Source organism: Modestobacter sp. VKM Ac-2978, assembly GCF_026968025.1.
GTDB lineage: Bacteria > Actinomycetota > Actinomycetes > Mycobacteriales > Geodermatophilaceae > Modestobacter.
In genome coordinates this window covers 70,111-87,090 of record NZ_JAPVBP010000008.1, presented here as the reverse complement: position 1 = coordinate 87,090, position 16,980 = coordinate 70,111, and the positions used below count along the sequence as shown (strand labels likewise).

The window sequence follows — 16,980 nt, the reverse complement described above, 5'->3', positions numbered from 1 at the left end:
CGGGGTGCCCGGGGCCGGTCACCGACGGACGGGCTCGGGACGCCCGGGCTGCTCCCCGCCGCGGGCCTCGCCGTAGGAGCGCTTGGGCACCATGACCTTGCGACGGAAGACGCAGACCACGGTGCCGTCCTGCTTGTAGCCGATCGTCTCGACGTGGACGACGCCGCGGTCGTCCTTGGAGCGGGACTCGGTCTTGTCCAGCACGGTGGTCTCGCCGTAGATCGTGTCGCCGTGGAAGGTCGGGGCGACGTGCTTGAGCGACTCGACCTCGAGGTTGGCGATCGCCTTGCCGGAGACGTCGGGGACGCTCATGCCGAGCAGCAGCGAGTAGACGTAGTTGCCGACGACGACGTTCTCGCCGAAGTCGGTGGTCTCCGCGGCGTAGTGGGCGTCCAGGTGCAGCGGGTGGTGGTTCATGGTGAGCAGGCAGAACAGGTGGTCGTCGTACTCGGTGACGGTCTTGCCGGGCCAGTGCTTGTAGGTGGCGCCGACCTCGAACTCCTCGTAGTACCGGCCGAACTGCACATTTCCTCCCGTTTCTGCAGGTCAGCGAGCTACTGACTGCAGGGATGGCACGGTGATGGCACACCACGCCTCGTCCACCGCCCGTCGGGTGCGGTCCTCCGAGTCCGGCATCAGGTGCCCATAGGTCTTGAGCACCAGCGTGGCGTTCTCGTGGCCGAGCCGTTCGGCGACCGCCACCACCGACTCACCGGCCGCCAGCAGCACACTCGCATAGTGGTGGCGCAGGTCATGACTGGTGGTCCCGGCCGGCAGCCCGGCGCGCTTGACCGCCGCCGTGAACGTGGCCCCGTAGTGCTCCCGGCCGTAGACCGTTCCGATGCCGGTGGTGAACAGCGACCCGTCGGCGCCCGGCGGGTACGTGGCGATGTGCTTGGCCAGCGCGTCGGCGACGACCTGGGGCAGCGGAACGGTCCGCCGGGAGCGCGGCGTCTTGGGTTCCGTGCGCTCCTTGGTCCGCGGGGCGATTTGGAACTCGACCCGCGCGGTCCTTCGCAGGAAGTCGACGTCCTGCACCCGCAGCGCCAGCAGCTCGCCGATCCGCAACCCCAAACCCGCCTGCGTGAGCACCATGGTGCGAGTGCGCGCCGGCATGGCGTCGGTAAGAGCCTGCACCTGCTCGACCGTCAGAGGCACCACCCGATCCCGGTCATCGGACGGCAGCTGCACCCGAACCACCGGCGACGACGCCACCAGTCGGTCGAGCACCGCACTGCTGTAGATCGAGCGCAGCAGCCGCACCTGGGCGCGCAGGGTCGACGGTGCCAACACCCGCGCCCGGTCGGTTGCCCAAGCCTGCACCTCGGAAGGGCGGACGTCGGCCAGGCGTCGGCCACCGAGCCGCGTGCCGGCGATGTGCACCTCGATCTGGCTCGACACGCGTTCAGCGGTGCTCGCACGGTGCGGTCGGGCAGCCGCCCAGGTGCGCGCGTACTCAGCGACCGTCGTCCGGTCGGAGTGGTCGACGTACTGCCCGCGCAGCTTGTCAGCCTCGACGGTGGAGGCGAACCGGTCGGCCTCGCCCTTCTTGCCGAACGTCCTCTTGCGCTGCCGGCCGTCGGGGTCGCGGAACCGGACGTCGTAGACCTTGACCGGCTTCCCGTTTCGGCGGCTCTGGCGCGGCTCAATGCTGGCCATCGCGGACCTCACCGTCGCCCAGGACCGCGCGCAGCGGGGCAGGGACCGGGGGGAGGCACTTGAGGCCCGTGGCCTGCATGAGCGCGCGGTGCTCCTGCAGGTAGTTCTCGATGCCACGTCGGCGATCCGCCGCCACCCTGGCGTCCTCACCAACCGCCCGCCGTAGGTCGTCATCGGCGCGCAGCCAGTCCTCACAGAGCTGGTGGTGAGTGCGGTACTCCCGCACGGCCAGGTCAGGCCAGGAGGCCAGGCGCGCAAATGGGCCGGGTGAGGGGACGGGGGACCTGAGGCCGGCGGGCAGTGTGGCGTCGCCCGAGAACCAGCGGACAGCGTCCCAGGTGTCGACCTCCTGGCCGGGCGACACTTCGACGGTCGGCTCGTGGCCGATAGGGAAGATCAGCAGCAGTGGTGGCACGTCGAGCGCCCGCGCCAGTGCAGCCAACTCGTCCAGGTCAATGCCGCGGTTGCCTCGCTCGATCTTGCTGATGGCGTTGAGGGACAGCGGTTGACCGAGTGCCGTCATCCGTTCGGACACGTCGGCCAGGTGAAGGCCTTGGGCCTCCCTGATCCGGCGAGCGTTGCGGGCGATCTGTTGCGCAAGTGACCCCTGAGTGCCCATAAGCGATAACCGTACGGCAGCCCTTGACGCATGTCGATATCGGCTGAGACCGTCGGCGTAGCGATAGCAGAGAGCAGTCGCTGCAGAAGTAGCAGAGAGCGAGAACGCCATGGCCGACCGGTTGCTCAGTGCTCAGGACGTCGCCACCTACCTCGGCGTGCCCGTGCAGACGCTCTACCAGTGGCGAGTCCGTGGCATCGCCCCGCGCGCAGTGAAGGTGGGCCGGCACCTGCGCTTCCACCGCTCCGACCTCGATGCATGGGTCGAGCGCCACACCGACCAGCAGGCCGGCGCGGCTTGAGCGCGGGGGGTGCCCTCAGCCCTCCCGCACCCCTGACAGCAGCGAGGCCGGGGTGCCCGCCCCGGCCATCGCCCACCACCAGACCCAGCCACTACTGGAGCCAGAGCCATGATGATCCACCAGCGCCGCGGGGCACAGCCTCCGTCGGCGCCCATGCCCCGCGGCGGGGCCGCCGCTGTCCACAACGTCTGGCGCACGCCGGCCGGGTTCGGCGTGCTGGTCACCTGCAGCCGGTGCAGGGCGCTGCACGCCCACCGGGTCGGTCCCGACGGCGACCTCGCCGTCATCCGCCGTGGCCAGTTCGGTGCCACCTACCTGATCGGCGGGGCCGCCTGATGGCGCCCGCGACCGACTTGACCCCGATCGCCTGGCCGGCGCCCATGGCGCTGGTCGAGCAGGCCGCCGTCGTCGACGTGACCGGCGAGCTGATCGGCTGGTGCCTGCCCGACACCCCCGATGACGCCCCGCACGACGTCCGCGAGGGCATCACCGTCCGCCGGCTCGCCGTCCTGCAGGGTCGCTGTCCGGCCTGCAGTGCCGCCCTGGTGTGGGGCAACCGGTCCACCCGCCGCCGTGCTGCCGCCGGTGGCCGTGCGCCGGCCGGCGTCCCGCACGTCCCGCACCGGCCGACCTGCGCCGGCAATGACCTGGTGCTGACCGAGGCCATCGCCTGGTGGCGGGGCGCTGGTGCCCGGTGACCACGCCGGCGGTCCTCGACACCAGGCTGGGTGTCCCAGCTCTGGCCGGTGACGTGGACACCCTGACCGCCGCACTGGCCTACGCCAAGGCGGGGTTCTACGTCCTCCCGGTCAAGGCCGGGACCAAGGAGCCGGGCGGCGTGATCGGCAAGGGCTGGCAGCGGCACAGCTCTCGCGACCCCGAGCAGATCGTGGCCTGGTTCGCTGGCACCAATTACGGCATCGCGCTGCACGCCGGCCGGTCCGGTGCGGTGGTGATCGACGTCGACGATCCCCAGCAGCTGCCCTCGCTGCTCGTCCAGGCCCTGATTGACACTGCGCCGCCGATGCAGGCCACCCGCCGCGGCGACACTCTCCGCGGGCACTACCTGTTCGCCATGCCGCCGGGTCGCCTGATCGGCAACAGCACCGGTCGGCTGGGTCGGGGTTGGGGCGACGTGCGCGGTCGGAACGGCGTCAACCTGGTCGTCCCGTCGCAGCACCCGGCCGAGGACGGCGACTACCGGTGGCTGCGGACCGGCGAGCTGCCCGAGCTGCCGGTCGCGCTGGCCGACGCGCTCGACGACGCCCTCGACGCCACGGACGCTGCCACCGATGCCCAGGTTGCGGGCTTCCTGGCCGAACACACCGCAACCACACGACCGCGGCTGCTCGACACCAAGCTGCGCAGCCTGAGCGGGAAGCTGGCCGGTGGCGACAGCCGGCACCAGGCCATGGTCGGGTTCGCCGTCGGGGCGATGAAGGAGGCCCGCGCCGGCTATTACGCCGCGGCCGACGCCGCTGACCGGCTGCGCCAGATGTTCATCGACGTCATGACCAGCGCACGCGTCGGCGACGCTGGCGCTCGGGTGCTGTCGGGGTCAGCCGCCTCGGTTGAGTTCGACGGCATCCTGGCCTGGGCCGTCGGCCAGGCCGTGGCCGCGGACCTGGCCGACGTGCACGCGAGGGTCGCCGACCTCGGCCGCGCCCTGCCGGTGTTTGTCGCGCCGGCGCCGGCGCCGGCCGTTGGCCGGTCGGCCGGGCTGCAGGCGCTGGCCGGCTTCGTCGAGCAGCTGCGCGGCTGGCAGGACCTGTCCGATCCCGGTCATGTGCTGCTCGCCCTGGCCGCTGCGGTTACCCGCGACCTCGACGGCGAGCCGGTATGGCTGCTGCTGGTCGCACCGCCCAGCTCCGGCAAGACAGAGACGGTCCGGCTGCTCGACGACGTGGCCGACGGGCACCTTGACGACGTCACCGCGGCCGGCCTGCTCAGCTGGTCCAAGCACAAGTCGCCCGTGCCGGCCGGGGTGCTGGTCAGGATTGGCCGCCGCGGGTTGCTCACCTTCGGGGACCTGTCCAGCCTGCTGGCCAACTCCAACCAGGGCGGCCGGGACCAGGTGTTCGGCATGATGCGGCGGGTCTACGACGGCCACGTCAGCCGCGACGTGTCGCCGCCTGGACGGGTGTCCACCGACCAGACGCTGACCTGGGACGGTCGGGCGACCGTCGTCGCCGCGGTCACCGGCGCCATCGACCGACAGGCCGTGCACAACGACCAGCTGGGGCCGCGGTGGGTCTACGTCCGACTGCCCGACCGCGACACTCCTGCCAAGCGTCGGGCAGCCGCACTGGCCCGCCGGGGCGAGTTGGCCGAGCACCGGGCCGCCGCCCGCGCCACCGCCGCCCAGCTGGTCACCGACGCCGCCCGGCGGGCACCTGCGGTGGTCATCCCTGAGACCGTGCACCAGGCCGTCGAGGACGCCGCCCTGGTGACCTGCTGGGGCCGGGCAGCGGTGCCCCGCAGTGGCTACGGCAGCCGGCAGATCGAGGACCTGCCCACCATCGAGGAGCCGATGCGGCTGATCCGCCAGTTGCTCGGCCTCGCCCGCGGCCTGAGCGCCCTCGGGCTGTCCGATCCGCTGGTGATCAGCCTCCTGCGCCGGGTGGCACTGGACTCCATGCCGGCCGCTCGTCGGACGGTGCTGGCAACTCTGGCGCTGGGCGAGCCGTTGACCACCGCCGGGCTGGCCCGCGAGGCGTCGATCGACCGCAAGGTGGCTCGGTTCCAGGCCGAGGAGCTGCAGGCGATCGGCGTGGTGCACGGCCACCGCGAGGGTGACCAGGACGTCGAGGACGACAACGACAAGCGCCCGATCACCTGGCGGCTGGCCAGTGACGACGGGGCGCTGATCGCCGACGTTCTCGCAGATCACCGCCGCGATCTGGGGTGGGACGAAATCGAGGTTTCTATCCCCCCCTCCCCCCAGGAGGGGAGTGCTTACGGGGTCGCAGTGCAGCTTTCGTCCCATTACCCCACCCCGTTCGTCTCCCCGTTCACCCCGCTGTCCGCCGCCAGCTGACCCACCGTGTCGACGCCCCGACCACCACCACACCCGACCACCAACTGACAACCAGAGGACGCCCGCCAGCCGCAGCTGGCCGAGGTGTCTGCGCAGAGCCAGCCGTGCCGGCGTCAAGCGCACCCAGCCCGCTGATCCATGGCCAGCGGACCGGGACGTATGGCGGGGAGCCAGCGTCATCCTTCGCGGCTGCGATCCGACCAGCGCCGGCACGGCACCCCACCCGGACACCCCAGGGGTGTCCAGTTCTCCCCCCGATCCCCCCGAGAGGACCGACCAAGATGCCCAACCGCCAGCCCTGGCCGACCAGAAACGACAGCAGCCGCGACCGGCTCGCCGACGGCTACGACACCGCGCCGAACAGCACCGGCCGCCACCCGACACCGCGTGCCGGCGACCAGCAGAAGGCCGACGCCCTGCTGGCCGCCGCCGACCGCGGCGCCCAGCTGTCCCCCCGCCTGCGCCTGCAGCTCGGGTTCGCCGAGCTGGACCGCACCCGCACCGACAAGCAGGAGGACTGACCCATGACCAAGACCACGACCTCCGCCCCGCTCGACCCCGACGCCGCCCGGCAGCAGCTGGCCGACGCGGAGGACCAGGCCGCCCGGCTGCGGGCGCAGCTGCAGGCCCACACCGCCGAGCAGGCCGTGGCCCGCGAGCGCCGGCTGACCGAGTTCGACCAGGCCGCCCTCGCCCAGCTGGCCCAGCGGGTGGAGACGGCCCGCGCCGAGGAGGCGGCCGCAGCCGAGGAGTTCCGTGCCGCGGTCATCGCCGATGCGGTGTTCGGCGCCTACGTGCGGCACCGGGCCGCCCGGCACGCCCGTGCCCAAGCGGCCGACCAGCTCGGCCAGACGCACCGCCGGCTCGGCCAGGAGCCGCCCCGCCAGCCGCTGCAGGGCGGCGTGGACAACAACCTGCTGGCCGACCTGGTGAAGATCGTCGAGGCCGAGGGTCGGCGCCTCGCCGCCGACGAGCTGGACAAGTTCCATCAGCGCCGCGATGCCGCCGGCGACGGGGTGACCTCGTGACCGGCCGCGACCGCCCTGACGGCCGCCGGGTGCCCGACGTCTACGAGACGACCACCCCCACCGGTGTCCGGGTCCGGGTGGTGCGCGACCCGGACACCGCCGCCCAGGTCGTCACCGATCTGGCCACCGGCCGGCCCTACGAGCCGCCGACCCGCCGGGCGCCGGTCGACGACGGGGTGACCGACGCCCAGCTGGACCGCCGGTGGGTGTCCAGCGAGTGGTGGGCGATGCAGCCGGTCCTCGACCTGTAGCCGCTGTGGCCGACCACCGCCGTTGCCTGGTGCACCCGCCGGGCAGCGGCGGTCGGGGTCAGCACCTCTGCACGACCGAGACGAGCAGGCCGGCCAGCCCGACCAGCGTCCCCGTGCGGGGATCGACCAACGCCTGCGACGCGGCGTCGAACAAGCGCCGAATGAGCCTCTCGATCTTGATACGTGTGTTCACAGAGATTAGGTCTGCGAGTCACCGCCGTGTTGCTCGCCGCCGGGCGACGAGCGGCCGACCACCTGGGGGGACACCCCTCCCCCACCCCTCGACCCCGACCGTCCATGAGGCGCCAGGACCGTCTGACGGGTTCAGAACCTCGCATCACTGCGCGGCGAGGCAGCAGCTGGCGGGCAACGCATCAACGCCCGAGGCCCCCGACCAGATACCTGGTCGGGGGCCTCGGGCGCCTGACTACGTCAGCTGTCCAGCGACGACGTCAGCAGCTCGGAGAACAGTCGCTCATCCGAACGCATGAAGTAGTGACCGTGAGTTTGCATGATGGTCTGGATGCTGTCGGAGCCGACCAGCACGATCTCGTACCCGCTCTTCTCGCGGAAGGCTTCCTCCGCGGCGTTGTACGCCTCCGTAGCCTGCCGCCGGTCCGAGAACTCCTGCTGGCTCATCAGCTTGCCCTCGGCGTAGCTGTACACCAGCAGGACGTGCACCGTCTTGCCGCTCATATCGTCCCTCCGCCCATCACTGTCGATAGTAGCCAGCGGCCACCACCGCGCTCCGAGCTGCCTGGAACCGTGAGACCAGTTCCTCATCCAAGGGCACCTCGTACTCCTGCCGGTAGATCACCTCACCACTGAGAGCGAAGTAGTTCATCATCTCGGCAGGTCCGGTGCCGTCCTTAAGCGTAAGCCCCCGGCGGCTGTCTGCGGACTCTACGGCGTCCGCCCAGAACTGCTGCCTGCGCGTGCGGATCTGCACCTCGATGAGCCGATCGTCCCTCCGCACGATGAGGTGCACGGCCCTGTAGCCCGTGTCCTGGGGGTTGGCGACGTAGTCCGTCGTCTTAACGATCGCCTCCCCCCACTGACTCTGCAGGCGAGTCAACACACGCTTCGCCTCGTCGGGGTCCGAGCACACCGCACGCACGCCACCTACGTCCTGGAGGCGTGCCAGGCTGCTGTTCTGCATCCGGCTCAGCTTGCGGACGATGCGATCGAACCGCTTCAGACGCTGCGTAGGAGGTAGCTCGCACTCCAGCGTGCGCATCATGCTGCGAACGCCCATCTGCACCTTGGTCAGCGGGTAGCTGTGCGCCGACCGGAAGAGGTTCACCACCTCCACGGCCTCCAGCGCCTCATCGGTACGCGGTGCGCGCACCCTTCCGGACACGGGGTCGACGTGCTGCTGCAGGAGGGCGCCGCACTTGTTGATCTTCGTCTTGCTCGGCAGCGCGATCACAGCGGACGGCACGTTCCACATCCTACGAGCCCGCCCCGGCTGCCCATGGCTCGCGGCTCGGCGGCGCAGCGTGAGGCGCCGCGCGGTGCTGATCGGTCACGCCACCCGACCGCCGGCCGAGCTGCGAGCGTTCGACCCCCGCGACTGGGACGGCGACAACGCCGGCGACCACGCCCTGCGGGTTGCCCATGCCCATCAGCGCCACCTGGCGGCGTGCACGGCGTGGACGGCAGCCACCGGCCTGCCGGTGCACCGGCCGGCGAGTCCCGGGGCCGGTGCCGGGCACGCGTCGGCCCACCGCCGGCCGGCAACGCGGCGGCCATGCGCGCGCGGCTGACATGCCCCTGAGCAGCACGACGCCGGCGGGTTTCGCTGCGCCAGACTGACCGGGTGACGTCTCGATCGCACGAATCCAGTTGCACCCTGTACGTCGTTCACTGGCTCAGGCACGCGGTCACGGCCGCTGGCCGGCTGGCCACAATGGAGGCGGAAGACCTGACAAGCACAGACCGCAAGTCGGCCGAGCTGCTCGCCGACACGCTGGCGCACTTCGCTGAGCTGCCGAACTGGGAGACCGTCACCCTGCTCGACGTCGCCGAGCACGCCACCCCCATGCCCGCGAACGAGAACTTCGCGGTGTACTGCACCTGCGCTCCGGCATGATCGAGGACGTCACGGCCGATGCCGAGCGGGCGGCCGTCCAAGCCTTCTTCTCCGAGCACTTCGACAACATCGCACCGAACGCCGTCCCCATGGCTGACGTGGACTACCTGTACGCCCCGCTGATCCTGCGCTACGTCGACCAGGCCACGGGTGAACTGCTCGGCGCCGGGCTTAGCAACAGGGCCGCCGTCGCGGTGGCCAGTGCCACCGCCCAGCAGATGATGGGAAGCGACCCCCTCGGCTACGCCAAGGTGCTCGACGCGCACAGCGAGCTGGACCTACTGGCCGTCCGACGCGACGTCAGAGGGCGCGGGATCGGCGCACAGCTGATCGACGACATGGCCCAGCGACTGCGTGCTCGGGGTGTGAGGGCATGGTTTGGCAACGTGACCCCGAACCTCGACGTCGAGGGCCTGTCGCGCTTCTACGCGCGCAACGGCTTCCGCGTAGGTGCACTCGATGCCCCGATACCCCCGCTGCTCGGGAAGGACTGGACCATGCCCGCCACCGAGGCCGCCGCCTTCTACTTCTGGCGCCGCCTGTAACCGGGGTGCGGTGCTGGCCTCACAAGGTCAGGAAGTTGCCCACCGTGCCGGCCACAATGCCGAGGACCAACAGCAAGGCAGCGGTTGCCACACGTACCCGTGCGTCCAGCAGCTCCGGCACTGTCCCCTGCAGCACTGCCATCTGGCTGTGGGTCTGTGTGTACAGGTCGCCCATGGTCACGGGGGCGCGTTGCTCGTGGACCTCGTATAAGGGCGGTCGGTTTCCCTGCCATACCTCAAGGCCGTGCTGGTATCGGCGGATGGCATCTGCCGCCCTTCGTGCCTCGCGGACGATCAGGATTACACCGCCCAGCTCCGCCAGACAGGCGACGATGAACAGGACGGCGGCGGCTTTGTCCGTGGCGGTCACGTCGTGATCTGGCCGGTGACCACGCCGCCAGCGACGTCGACCGCGAAGTCCCGACCGGCGGCCACGACGCCATCGAGAATGCGCCGGGCGCGGTTCTTTGCCTCCCCCTCGGGAGCCTTGTCCACGGCCGCCTGCAGGGCCGCCAGGAGCCGGTCAGCGGCCGTGTCCGGGCTAGGCCATGCACCGGCCTCCCGGTACGCCTCCGGCGACACGTTCTTGATCGTGTCGCCGGGCCGGGAGGCCATGGTCGCCCGCTGTTCTTTGACGTAGCCGCCGCGACTGAGCGCCCGCACGGCCGCCATGACCTCCTCGACGTCCCATCCCAGCCGCTCGGCGACCGTGTCAGCGGCGAGCGGGTCGGTGTAGGTGTCGAAGTGGCGCACAGCCTCGACGAGAACCGGCAGGTCTCGGCTGAACCAGCGGTCGGGCATCATCCCGGGGCGTGTCATGACGCGGACGGTAAATGCCGGTGCCGACAAATCGGCTCAGCACTCGGGCAGCCGCACCCTGTCAGCCAGCTGCCGCACGTGTTTGCCCGGTCCCCAGTCGTACTGAACCGAGTAGGCGACCCGTCCGGGGTGCCCGCGCCCCGGCGGCCTGACCGACCCCGCAACGTTCCGGCCATGGCACACCGATGGCACATACATGGCACACGACGGCGGCACCGAGCAACGAACGGTGATAGGTGCCGATAGGTAATCATGCAGGTCAACGCGGAATACCGAGGTCCACAAGCAGGTCAGCGGCGAGGCAGCATCAGTTCTGGCCGAACTGCATCTGGCTGCTCCCGCTGGTCGACATCGGGTGACGGACGACGCAGGTGGGACTGCCGGGGCGGCCGGGTGCACGCGTGCGCCCGGCTGCCCGCCACGGAGCGACGATGACCCGTCTGGACGGGCGCCGATCCTACGATGACCCGGTGCCCCTGCAGTCCGCCCCTGAGCTGCCCGCCGAGGCCGAGGTCGAGCGCCTGACCCCGGGTGGGCGGCGCGCCCGACTGGCCGCGGCCGCGATCGTGCTGGCCCTGCTGCTGGCCGGCACGGTGTGGGGGGACGACGACACCTTCCCCTTCGGTCCGTTCCGGATGTACTCCACCCGCGCGAACCCCGACACCCCGGTCGTCTCGACCCGGGTGGTCGGGCTGACCGCCGCGGGCGAGGAGGTCCGCCTCTCCGGGGGTGAGGTGGGGCTGCGCCGGGCCGAGTTCGAGGGTCAGCTGCCCCGGATCCACGAGGACCCCTCGTTGCTCGGGCTCCTCGCCGACTCCTACGCCGAGCGCAACCCCGCCGCCGAGGAGCTGGTGGAGGTGCAGGTCGTGCAGCGCCGCATCGACCTCGAGGGCGGCCAGCGGACCGGCGACGTCACCGACCAGGTGCTGATCGAGTACCAGCTGGAGGACGGCGAGTGAGCACCGCAGCGACCACCCCAGGCACTGCCGCGCCGGTGCGCCCGGAGGTGGCGCCGGCCGTCCCCGGCACGCCCCGCTGGTGGTTCCGCCCGGTGCCGCTGGCCCGGATCGCGGTCTTCCGGGCCATCGCCTACCTGTTCATCCCGGTCGACGTCTTCCTGACCACGGCGTGGGTGCGCGCCCACGCCGACGTGCCCACCGACTGGTACGCGCCGCTGCTCATCGGCCGGCTGCTGAACCTGCCCACCCCGACGCACACCCTCGTGCTGGTCGTCCAGTGGGCGCTGGTGATCGCCGCGGTGGCCGCCGCCACCGGCCGGGCGCCACGGCTGCTCGGCCTCGCCGTCTTCCTCCTCTACTCGGAGTGGATGGTCATCGCGATGAGCTACGGGAAGGTCGACCACGACCGGATCGCCTTCCTGGTCGCCCTGGCGGTGTTGCCGACGATCGGGCGGGCGCGGCTGCGGGACCGGCGCTCCTCGGAGGCCGCCGGGTTCGCGATGGCGGCCGTGCTGGTCACCGTGATGCTCACCTACTTCCTCGCCGCCTGGGCGAAGATCCGGTTCGGCGGCTGGGACTGGGCGACCGGTGCCACGCTGACCCGCGCGCTGGTCCGCCGGGGCACCGACCTGTCGATGTGGACGCTGGACGTGGCCTGGCTGCTGCCGACGGTGCAGTGGGTGATGATCGGGCTCGAGCTGGCGGCACCGCTGATCCTGCTGGTGCGCACCGACCGGGCCCGGATCGGGCTGGTGCTCTTCCTGCTCGGCTTCCACGCGATGGTCTACGCCGGGGTCACGATCATCTTCCTGCCGCACTGCGTCGCGATCCTGTCGATCCTGCCGTGGGAGCGACTGACGGTGCTCCAGCGCCGCGACAGCCCGGCCGGACTGCCGGCGGTGCCCGGGACCCCCGCCCCAGGCTGACCCGCCCGACCGGCGGCTGCGCTGTGCCGCGCCGGCGTCAGAGCATGGCACCGATCCGGGCGGCCATCTCGGCCTCGTGCTGCTGGTAGGCCGAGGAGACGCTGGTGAGCAGCTGCCCCATGCCGGTGAGCGCCTCGCTCACCCCCTGACTGGACAGCCGCCACTTCTCGTAGAGCTCGCTGAACTGCACCGCGGCCTGACTGTCGGTCCAGCCCTCCAGCACCGAGCTGTTGATCCCGGCGGACAGCGTCGCGTGCCGGGCCGAGGTGTCGGCGGCCTCCGCCCGGCACCGCCCTGCCATCGTGTCCAGCGTCGCGATGTCGACCTTCATGACCCCTCCTCAGCTGCCGGGGACGTCCCGGCGGGGTCCGAACGTAGGGCCGCCGCGGCGCGCGCGACCGCGGCTGTCCACAGCCCACCCGGTCGTCCACAGATGTCGATCGAGACCCCCGCGACCGCGTCGGCCACCGGCACCATCACCGGGTGGTCAGGTCCCCGGTGCGGTGTCCCGCATGACGTCGACGCCCGGCGAGCACACCGCCCGCTGCTGGACGCTGCAGGCGCCCGACGGCGTCCTCGACGTCGAGGTACGGGCACCCGAGGAGGCCGTGCTCGGCGACGTCCAGGCGTGCCTGTCCGACCGGCTCCGCCTCCCCCCGGCCCAGCTGTGGTCCGGGTCGAGCGCCCTGCCGGCCAGCACCCCGCTGACGTCGGAGGCCCTGCGCCACGGCGCGCTGCTCGGGTGGGGCCGCCCCGGCCCCCGCGACCCGGCCGACGGCGGTGCACTCGAGCTGCACGTCGCGGCGGGGGCCGATGCCGGCCGTACCGTCGCGCTCGGCCAGGGGGCGCTGGTCGTCGGCCGCGGCGCGGCCTGCGGGCTGACGCTCGAGGACCCGGACGTCTCGCGACGTCACGTCGTCGTGTCCGTGGCCGAGGGCCGGGTCACGGTCGCCGACCTCGGTTCCTCCAACGGCACCACGATGACCGACCGCTCCGGTGCGACCACCCCCGTGGGTGCCGATGCGCAGGAGTGGCCGGTCGACTCGACGCTCCGGGTGGGTGCCAGCGCTCTCCGGCTGACCGGCCCCCGCGGCGCCGGTCTGGAGTGCGCCGCCGCACCGGCGGGGCGTGTGCACGTCCGCCCTCTCCCGCTGACCCCGCCTGCTCCGGGGAGCACGACGGTGCTCCGGCCGACGCCCCCGTCCGAGCCGTCACGGCGACGGCTGGGCTGGGTCGCCGTCGCGCTCCCGGCGTTCGGCGGGGTGCTGATGGCCTGGCTCCTCGCCACGCCGCACTTCCTCTTCTTCGCCCTGCTGAGCCCGGTCGTCGCCGTGGCCAGCTGGTCGTCGGACCGGCTGTCCGGCCGCCGCGGCCACCGCCGGGAGGTCGCCGAGCACGCCGTGGCGCTGGCCCTGGCCGATGCCGAACTCAGCCGTGCGGTCGCGGCGCACCGCGCGGCACAGGAGGCCGAGCACCCCGACCTCGCCCTGCTGGCTGCCGCGGCGCGTCGGCGCAGCAGCCCGTTGTGGTCCCGGAGCAGCGCGGCCGCCGCCCTGCTCAGCGTGCGGCTGGGCACGGGTCCGGGCACCACCACCGTCACCACCGCCGAGCCCGGCGGGAACCGTTCCGCCGTCCTGGCCGAGCACCTGCCGGTGGCGCTGCCGCTGCCCACCGGGACGGGTCTGGGGGTCGTGGGGCCGCGGCCGGCAGTCCTGGGCGTGGCGCGCGCACTGGTCTGCCAGCTGGCCGTGCTGACCCCTCCGGCGGGCCTGCGGATCGTGCTCGTGAGCGGCCAGCCCGAGCTCGCGGACTGGCGGTGGTGCCGCTGGCTGCCGCACCTGCAGGGGGTGGTCGTCCCGGGCGAGCCCGTCCCCGACCGGCTGCTGGCCGTGCTGTCCGGCGCCCCGACCGCGGGAGCCGACGCCGAGCCCCGGACGCTGGTCGTGCTAGACGGGCCGGTCGACCAGGCGACCGCAGCCCTGGTCGCGCGGGCGGGCGAACGGGCCGTGTGGCTGGAGGTGGCCGGGTCCGAGGCCGCCCTCCCGCTGCCGGCGCTGGCCCGTCTCCAGGTCGCCGGGGAGACCGGCACCGGAGGCCGGTTGCGACTGCCCGGCGCCGACCAGGAGCGGCTCGTCGACCTGGACGCGGTCGGCCCGGCGACGGCCGACCGGATCGCGCGGGACCTGGCCCGGCTCGCCGTCCCGGCGTCCGCCGGTGAGCTGCCCAGCGCGGCCCGACTGCTCGACCTCCCGGCCTCCGGGCTCCGGCTGGACCCGGGCCACGAGCAGGTGTCCGGCGCCTGGGACCGGGTGCGCAGCCGCCTCCTGGCCACGGTGGGCGTCGCCGGCGACGGGCCGGTGGGGATCGACCTGGTCGCCGACGGCCCGCACGCGCTCATCGCCGGCACCACCGGCGCGGGCAAGTCGGAGCTGCTGCAGACCCTGGTGGCCAGCCTGGCCCAGCACCATCCGCCGGACCGGTGCAGCTTCCTGCTGATCGACTACAAGGGCGGAGCGGCCTTCGGGGAGGCGGCGGCGCTCCCGCACACGGTGGGGTTGCTGACCGACCTGGACCCCCAGTCCACGGCGCGGGCGCTGCGGTCCCTGTCGGCGGAGCTGACCCGCCGGGAACGCCTGCTGGCCGAGCACGGCGTGCGGGACCTCGCCTCGCTGCCGGTGCCGGTCGCCGCAAGCCGCCTGGTGATCGTGGTCGACGAGTTCGCCACCCTGGCCGAGGAGCTCCCGGGCTTCGTCAGCGGCCTGGTGGGCATCGCCCAGCGCGGCCGGTCGCTCGGCGTGCACCTGGTGCTGGCCACGCAGCGCCCGGCCGGTGTGGTGAGCCCGGAGATCCGGGCGAACTGCTCGCTGCGGATCTGCCTCCGGACCACGGACGAGGGCGACGCCAGGGACGTGCTCGGCAGCACCCTGCCCGCGCACCTGCCCCCCGACCGTCCGGGCCGGGCCTACCTGCGGGCCGGCAACGGGCCGGCCGTGCTCCTGCAGGTGGCGCAGGTCTCCGGCCGGTCGGCGCCGACCGTGGCACCGCTGACCGTCGCCCGGCGTCCGTGGCCGCCACGGCCAGGTCCACCGCAGCCCGGGGAACCGGGCGGCGGCGAAGGCCCCAGCGACCTGCAGCGGCTGGTCCGGGCACTCGCGGAGCGGGCGCGGGCGGACGGGATCAGCCCGCCGCACCGCCCCTGGCTCCCCCCGCTGCCCGACGAGCTCCCCGCCGCCGCTCTCGACCGCTGGTCGTCGGGGGCACCGGCGTCCCGGCTCCGGCTCGGCCTGCGCGACTCCCCCGACACGCAGCTGCAGACCCCGCTGGAGCTGGACCTGGCCACCGGTGGCGGCTGGTTGGTGGTGGGTGGCCCCTGGAGTGGGCGGACCACCGCGCTGCGCACCGTGCTGGGCGAGGCGGTCCACCACCTGCCGCCCGGTCGCCTGCAGGTGCACGTGCTCGACCACGGCGGCGGGAGTCTCGCGGGGCTGGCCCGCGGCCTGCCGCACACGGGCACGGCCGTCGGCCGGGACGACGCGCACCGCACGGTGCGGCTGCTGGCCCGCCTGACCGAGGAGGTGGACCGACGCCGTGGCGGTGGCGGTGGCGGTGGCGGCGATGAGGGGCACCACGGACCGCACCTCCTCCTGCTGGTCGACGGCTACGAGAGCGTGGCCGCACAACTGGAGGCCGCCGACCCCGCCATCGGTGCGGCGGCGCTGCTGCGGCTCGCGCGGGACGGCGCCGCCGTCGGCCTGACCGTCGCACTCACCGCCGAGCGCGCCGTCCCCGGTGGCCGGCTGGCCGGCGCTGTCCGCGAACGCCTGGTGCTGCCGCTGCCCGACCGGGCCGACTACGCGGTGGCCGGCGTGGCCGGGCGGGCGGTGCCCGGCCACCGCCCGCCCGGGCGCGCCCTGGTCGGCGAAGAGGCCGCCGAGTGCCAGCTGGCGCTGCCCCGCACTCCACTGGTGCCCGCCGTCGACCCGCCGGGCGCACCGTGCCCGCCGCCCGTACGGGTGGTCGAGCTGCCCGACGACCCGCGTCTCCCGCTGCCCGGCCCGACCTCCACCGTCGCCGGACAGGCCGGTGCCGGACCCCGGACGTGGTGGTTGCCCATCGGCCCCGGCGGCGACGCCGGTGCGGCGGTCGGCGTGGACCTCGCGCGCACCGGCGGCCTGCTGGTGGTCGGTCCTCCGGGCAGCGGCCGGTCCAGCGCACTGCGGGCCTTCGGCGCGCACGGCCGGTCGGCCGGGGCCGCCGTCCTGACCCTGGTCTCCGAGCCGACCCCCGCGCCGCTCACCGCGGAGAGCCCAGCGGCCGACGGTCGGCCGCAGCCCGCCTGCGCTCAGCTGTCGAGCACGGACGCCGCAGGGGTGCGCAGCTGGCTGGCCCGGCACGAGGAACGCCGGGTCCTCGTGCTCGCCGACGACCTGAGCTCGCTCTCCGACGAGGTCGGCGACGTGCTCACCGCGCTCGGCTCCACGCCCGGCCGGACGGCGGTCGTCGGCGCCGGGACCGCGGCGGAGGTCGCCGGGGCGTTCCGCGGTCCGGCTGCCGCGCTGCGCCGCGGCCGCACGGCTGTGCTGCTGCGGCCGGCACCCGGGGACGCCGAGCTGCTCGGGCTCCGGCTGCCCCGCACGCCGCTGCCCGCGCGGCCGGGTTCGGGCTGGCTGGTGACGCCGCAGGAGGTCACCCGGGTGCAGGTCGCCCGGCACCGCCACGAGCCGGTCGACGCGTGAGGGAGGAC

General features: G+C 73.2%; 20 protein-coding genes. 12 read left to right on the top strand and 8 right to left on the bottom strand.

Annotated features, from left to right (window positions below; translation table 11 throughout):
• Window positions 1-18: 18 nt before the first annotated feature.
• Genes O2W53_RS18695 through O2W53_RS18685 form a run of 3 tightly spaced genes read right to left on the bottom strand, consistent with a single transcriptional unit; the run spans window position 19 to window position 2,278 of the window.
• Window positions 19-525, bottom strand: a complete 507-nt coding sequence (locus tag O2W53_RS18695; protein ID WP_164702378.1) for a MaoC family dehydratase — start codon at window positions 523-525, stop codon at window positions 19-21.
• A gap of 21 nt (window positions 526-546) precedes the next feature.
• Window positions 547-1,659, bottom strand: coding sequence for a tyrosine-type recombinase/integrase (locus O2W53_RS18690; RefSeq protein WP_269164579.1), 1,113 nt, complete (start codon window positions 1,657-1,659; stop codon window positions 547-549).
• Window positions 1,646-2,278, bottom strand: coding sequence for a helix-turn-helix domain-containing protein (locus O2W53_RS18685; RefSeq protein ID WP_269164578.1), 633 nt, complete (start codon window positions 2,276-2,278; stop codon window positions 1,646-1,648). Before O2W53_RS18685 ends, O2W53_RS18690 begins: the two co-directional genes overlap by 14 nt.
• A gap of 109 nt (window positions 2,279-2,387) precedes the next feature.
• Between O2W53_RS18685 and O2W53_RS18680 the strand changes: the two genes are divergently transcribed.
• From O2W53_RS18680 to O2W53_RS18650, 7 genes are all read left to right on the top strand, one after another.
• Window positions 2,388-2,579 (top strand): helix-turn-helix transcriptional regulator, encoded by a 192-nt coding sequence (locus tag O2W53_RS18680; protein ID WP_269164577.1) that lies wholly within the window; start codon window positions 2,388-2,390, stop codon window positions 2,577-2,579.
• A 153-nt stretch (window positions 2,580-2,732) separates the two neighbouring features.
• A complete protein-coding gene (locus tag O2W53_RS18675) occupies window positions 2,733-2,915 on the top strand; it encodes a hypothetical protein (protein WP_269164576.1) in 183 nt (60 codons plus the stop codon).
• Complete coding sequence (locus O2W53_RS18670) at window positions 2,915-3,277, top strand: hypothetical protein (RefSeq protein ID WP_269164575.1); 363 nt, start codon at window positions 2,915-2,917, stop codon at window positions 3,275-3,277. Before O2W53_RS18675 ends, O2W53_RS18670 begins: the two co-directional genes overlap by 1 nt.
• On the top strand, window positions 3,274-5,616 hold the full coding sequence (locus O2W53_RS18665; RefSeq protein WP_269164574.1) for a bifunctional DNA primase/polymerase: 2,343 nt from the start codon (window positions 3,274-3,276) through the stop codon (window positions 5,614-5,616). The genes O2W53_RS18670 and O2W53_RS18665 overlap by 4 nt, the downstream gene beginning before the upstream one ends.
• Before the next feature lie 281 nt (window positions 5,617-5,897).
• Window positions 5,898-6,137: a hypothetical protein gene (locus O2W53_RS18660; RefSeq protein WP_269164573.1), complete on the top strand. Its 240-nt coding sequence runs from the start codon at window positions 5,898-5,900 to the stop codon at window positions 6,135-6,137.
• A gap of 3 nt (window positions 6,138-6,140) precedes the next feature.
• Window positions 6,141-6,644 carry a hypothetical protein gene (locus tag O2W53_RS18655; RefSeq protein WP_269164572.1) on the top strand — a complete coding sequence of 168 codons (504 nt, stop codon included), beginning with the start codon at window positions 6,141-6,143 and terminating at the stop codon, window positions 6,642-6,644.
• Window positions 6,641-6,895 (top strand): hypothetical protein, encoded by a 255-nt coding sequence (locus O2W53_RS18650; protein WP_269164571.1) that lies wholly within the window; start codon window positions 6,641-6,643, stop codon window positions 6,893-6,895. The genes O2W53_RS18655 and O2W53_RS18650 overlap by 4 nt, the downstream gene beginning before the upstream one ends.
• A gap of 432 nt (window positions 6,896-7,327) precedes the next feature.
• Here O2W53_RS18650 and O2W53_RS18645 read toward each other — a convergent pair whose 3' ends face one another.
• Both O2W53_RS18645 and O2W53_RS18640 read right to left on the bottom strand, forming a co-directional pair.
• Window positions 7,328-7,591, bottom strand: a complete 264-nt coding sequence (locus tag O2W53_RS18645) for a hypothetical protein (protein WP_269164570.1) — start codon at window positions 7,589-7,591, stop codon at window positions 7,328-7,330.
• Between the two features lie 16 nt (window positions 7,592-7,607).
• Window positions 7,608-8,336, bottom strand: a complete 729-nt coding sequence (locus O2W53_RS18640; RefSeq protein WP_269164569.1) for a RelA/SpoT domain-containing protein — start codon at window positions 8,334-8,336, stop codon at window positions 7,608-7,610.
• A 378-nt stretch (window positions 8,337-8,714) separates the two neighbouring features.
• On the opposite strand from O2W53_RS18640, the gene O2W53_RS18635 reads away from it, so the two are divergent.
• Both O2W53_RS18635 and O2W53_RS18630 read left to right on the top strand, forming a co-directional pair.
• Window positions 8,715-8,987 (top strand): hypothetical protein, encoded by a 273-nt coding sequence (locus O2W53_RS18635; protein ID WP_269164568.1) that lies wholly within the window; start codon window positions 8,715-8,717, stop codon window positions 8,985-8,987.
• Window positions 8,984-9,532: a GNAT family N-acetyltransferase gene (locus O2W53_RS18630; RefSeq protein WP_269164567.1), complete on the top strand. Its 549-nt coding sequence runs from the start codon at window positions 8,984-8,986 to the stop codon at window positions 9,530-9,532. Before O2W53_RS18635 ends, O2W53_RS18630 begins: the two co-directional genes overlap by 4 nt.
• Window positions 9,533-9,551: 19 nt before the next feature.
• Here the strand turns inward: O2W53_RS18630 and O2W53_RS18625 are convergent, their stop codons facing one another.
• Both O2W53_RS18625 and O2W53_RS18620 read right to left on the bottom strand, forming a co-directional pair.
• Window positions 9,552-9,902, bottom strand: coding sequence for a hypothetical protein (locus O2W53_RS18625; RefSeq protein WP_269164566.1), 351 nt, complete (start codon window positions 9,900-9,902; stop codon window positions 9,552-9,554).
• Window positions 9,899-10,351, bottom strand: coding sequence for a hypothetical protein (locus O2W53_RS18620; RefSeq protein ID WP_269164565.1), 453 nt, complete (start codon window positions 10,349-10,351; stop codon window positions 9,899-9,901). Before O2W53_RS18620 ends, O2W53_RS18625 begins: the two co-directional genes overlap by 4 nt.
• A 470-nt stretch (window positions 10,352-10,821) precedes the next feature.
• On the opposite strand from O2W53_RS18620, the gene O2W53_RS18615 reads away from it, so the two are divergent.
• Together O2W53_RS18615 and O2W53_RS18610 are read left to right on the top strand one after the other, a co-directional pair.
• Window positions 10,822-11,310, top strand: coding sequence for a hypothetical protein (locus O2W53_RS18615; RefSeq protein WP_269164564.1), 489 nt, complete (start codon window positions 10,822-10,824; stop codon window positions 11,308-11,310).
• Entirely contained in the window at window positions 11,307-12,236 is a 930-nt protein-coding gene (locus O2W53_RS18610; RefSeq protein ID WP_269164563.1) for an MFS transporter permease, read from the top strand. Before O2W53_RS18615 ends, O2W53_RS18610 begins: the two co-directional genes overlap by 4 nt.
• 37 nt (window positions 12,237-12,273) lie before the next feature.
• Here O2W53_RS18610 and O2W53_RS18605 read toward each other — a convergent pair whose 3' ends face one another.
• On the bottom strand, window positions 12,274-12,567 hold the full coding sequence (locus O2W53_RS18605; RefSeq protein ID WP_269164562.1) for a WXG100 family type VII secretion target: 294 nt from the start codon (window positions 12,565-12,567) through the stop codon (window positions 12,274-12,276).
• Between the two features lie 181 nt (window positions 12,568-12,748).
• On the opposite strand from O2W53_RS18605, the gene O2W53_RS18600 reads away from it, so the two are divergent.
• The gene (locus tag O2W53_RS18600) at window positions 12,749-16,972 is read left to right on the top strand and encodes an FtsK/SpoIIIE domain-containing protein (RefSeq protein WP_269164561.1); all 4,224 of its coding nucleotides are present in this window, start codon (window positions 12,749-12,751) and stop codon (window positions 16,970-16,972) included.
• The last annotated feature ends 8 nt before the right edge of the window (window positions 16,973-16,980 follow it).

Bases quoted from the DNA above. Each gene is read 5' to 3' on its own strand.
- O2W53_RS18690 (WP_269164579.1), bottom strand. From the start codon at position 1,659: ATGGCCAGCATTGAGCCGCGCCAGAGCCGCCGAAACGGGAAGCCGGTC.
- O2W53_RS18645 (WP_269164570.1), bottom strand. From the start codon at position 7,591: ATGAGCGGCAAGACGGTGCACGTCCTGCTGGTGTACAGCTACGCCGAG.
- O2W53_RS18685 (WP_269164578.1), bottom strand. From the start codon at position 2,278: ATGGGCACTCAGGGGTCACTTGCGCAACAGATCGCCCGCAACGCTCGC.
- O2W53_RS18600 (WP_269164561.1), top strand. From the start codon at position 12,749: ATGACGTCGACGCCCGGCGAGCACACCGCCCGCTGCTGGACGCTGCAG.
- O2W53_RS18675 (WP_269164576.1), top strand. From the start codon at position 2,733: ATGCCCCGCGGCGGGGCCGCCGCTGTCCACAACGTCTGGCGCACGCCG.
- O2W53_RS18655 (WP_269164572.1), top strand. From the start codon at position 6,141: ATGACCAAGACCACGACCTCCGCCCCGCTCGACCCCGACGCCGCCCGG.
- O2W53_RS18620 (WP_269164565.1), bottom strand. From the start codon at position 10,351: ATGACACGCCCCGGGATGATGCCCGACCGCTGGTTCAGCCGAGACCTG.
- O2W53_RS18670 (WP_269164575.1), top strand. From the start codon at position 2,915: ATGGCGCCCGCGACCGACTTGACCCCGATCGCCTGGCCGGCGCCCATG.
- O2W53_RS18660 (WP_269164573.1), top strand. From the start codon at position 5,898: ATGCCCAACCGCCAGCCCTGGCCGACCAGAAACGACAGCAGCCGCGAC.
- O2W53_RS18605 (WP_269164562.1), bottom strand. From the start codon at position 12,567: ATGAAGGTCGACATCGCGACGCTGGACACGATGGCAGGGCGGTGCCGG.
- O2W53_RS18680 (WP_269164577.1), top strand. From the start codon at position 2,388: ATGGCCGACCGGTTGCTCAGTGCTCAGGACGTCGCCACCTACCTCGGC.
- O2W53_RS18630 (WP_269164567.1), top strand. From the start codon at position 8,984: ATGATCGAGGACGTCACGGCCGATGCCGAGCGGGCGGCCGTCCAAGCC.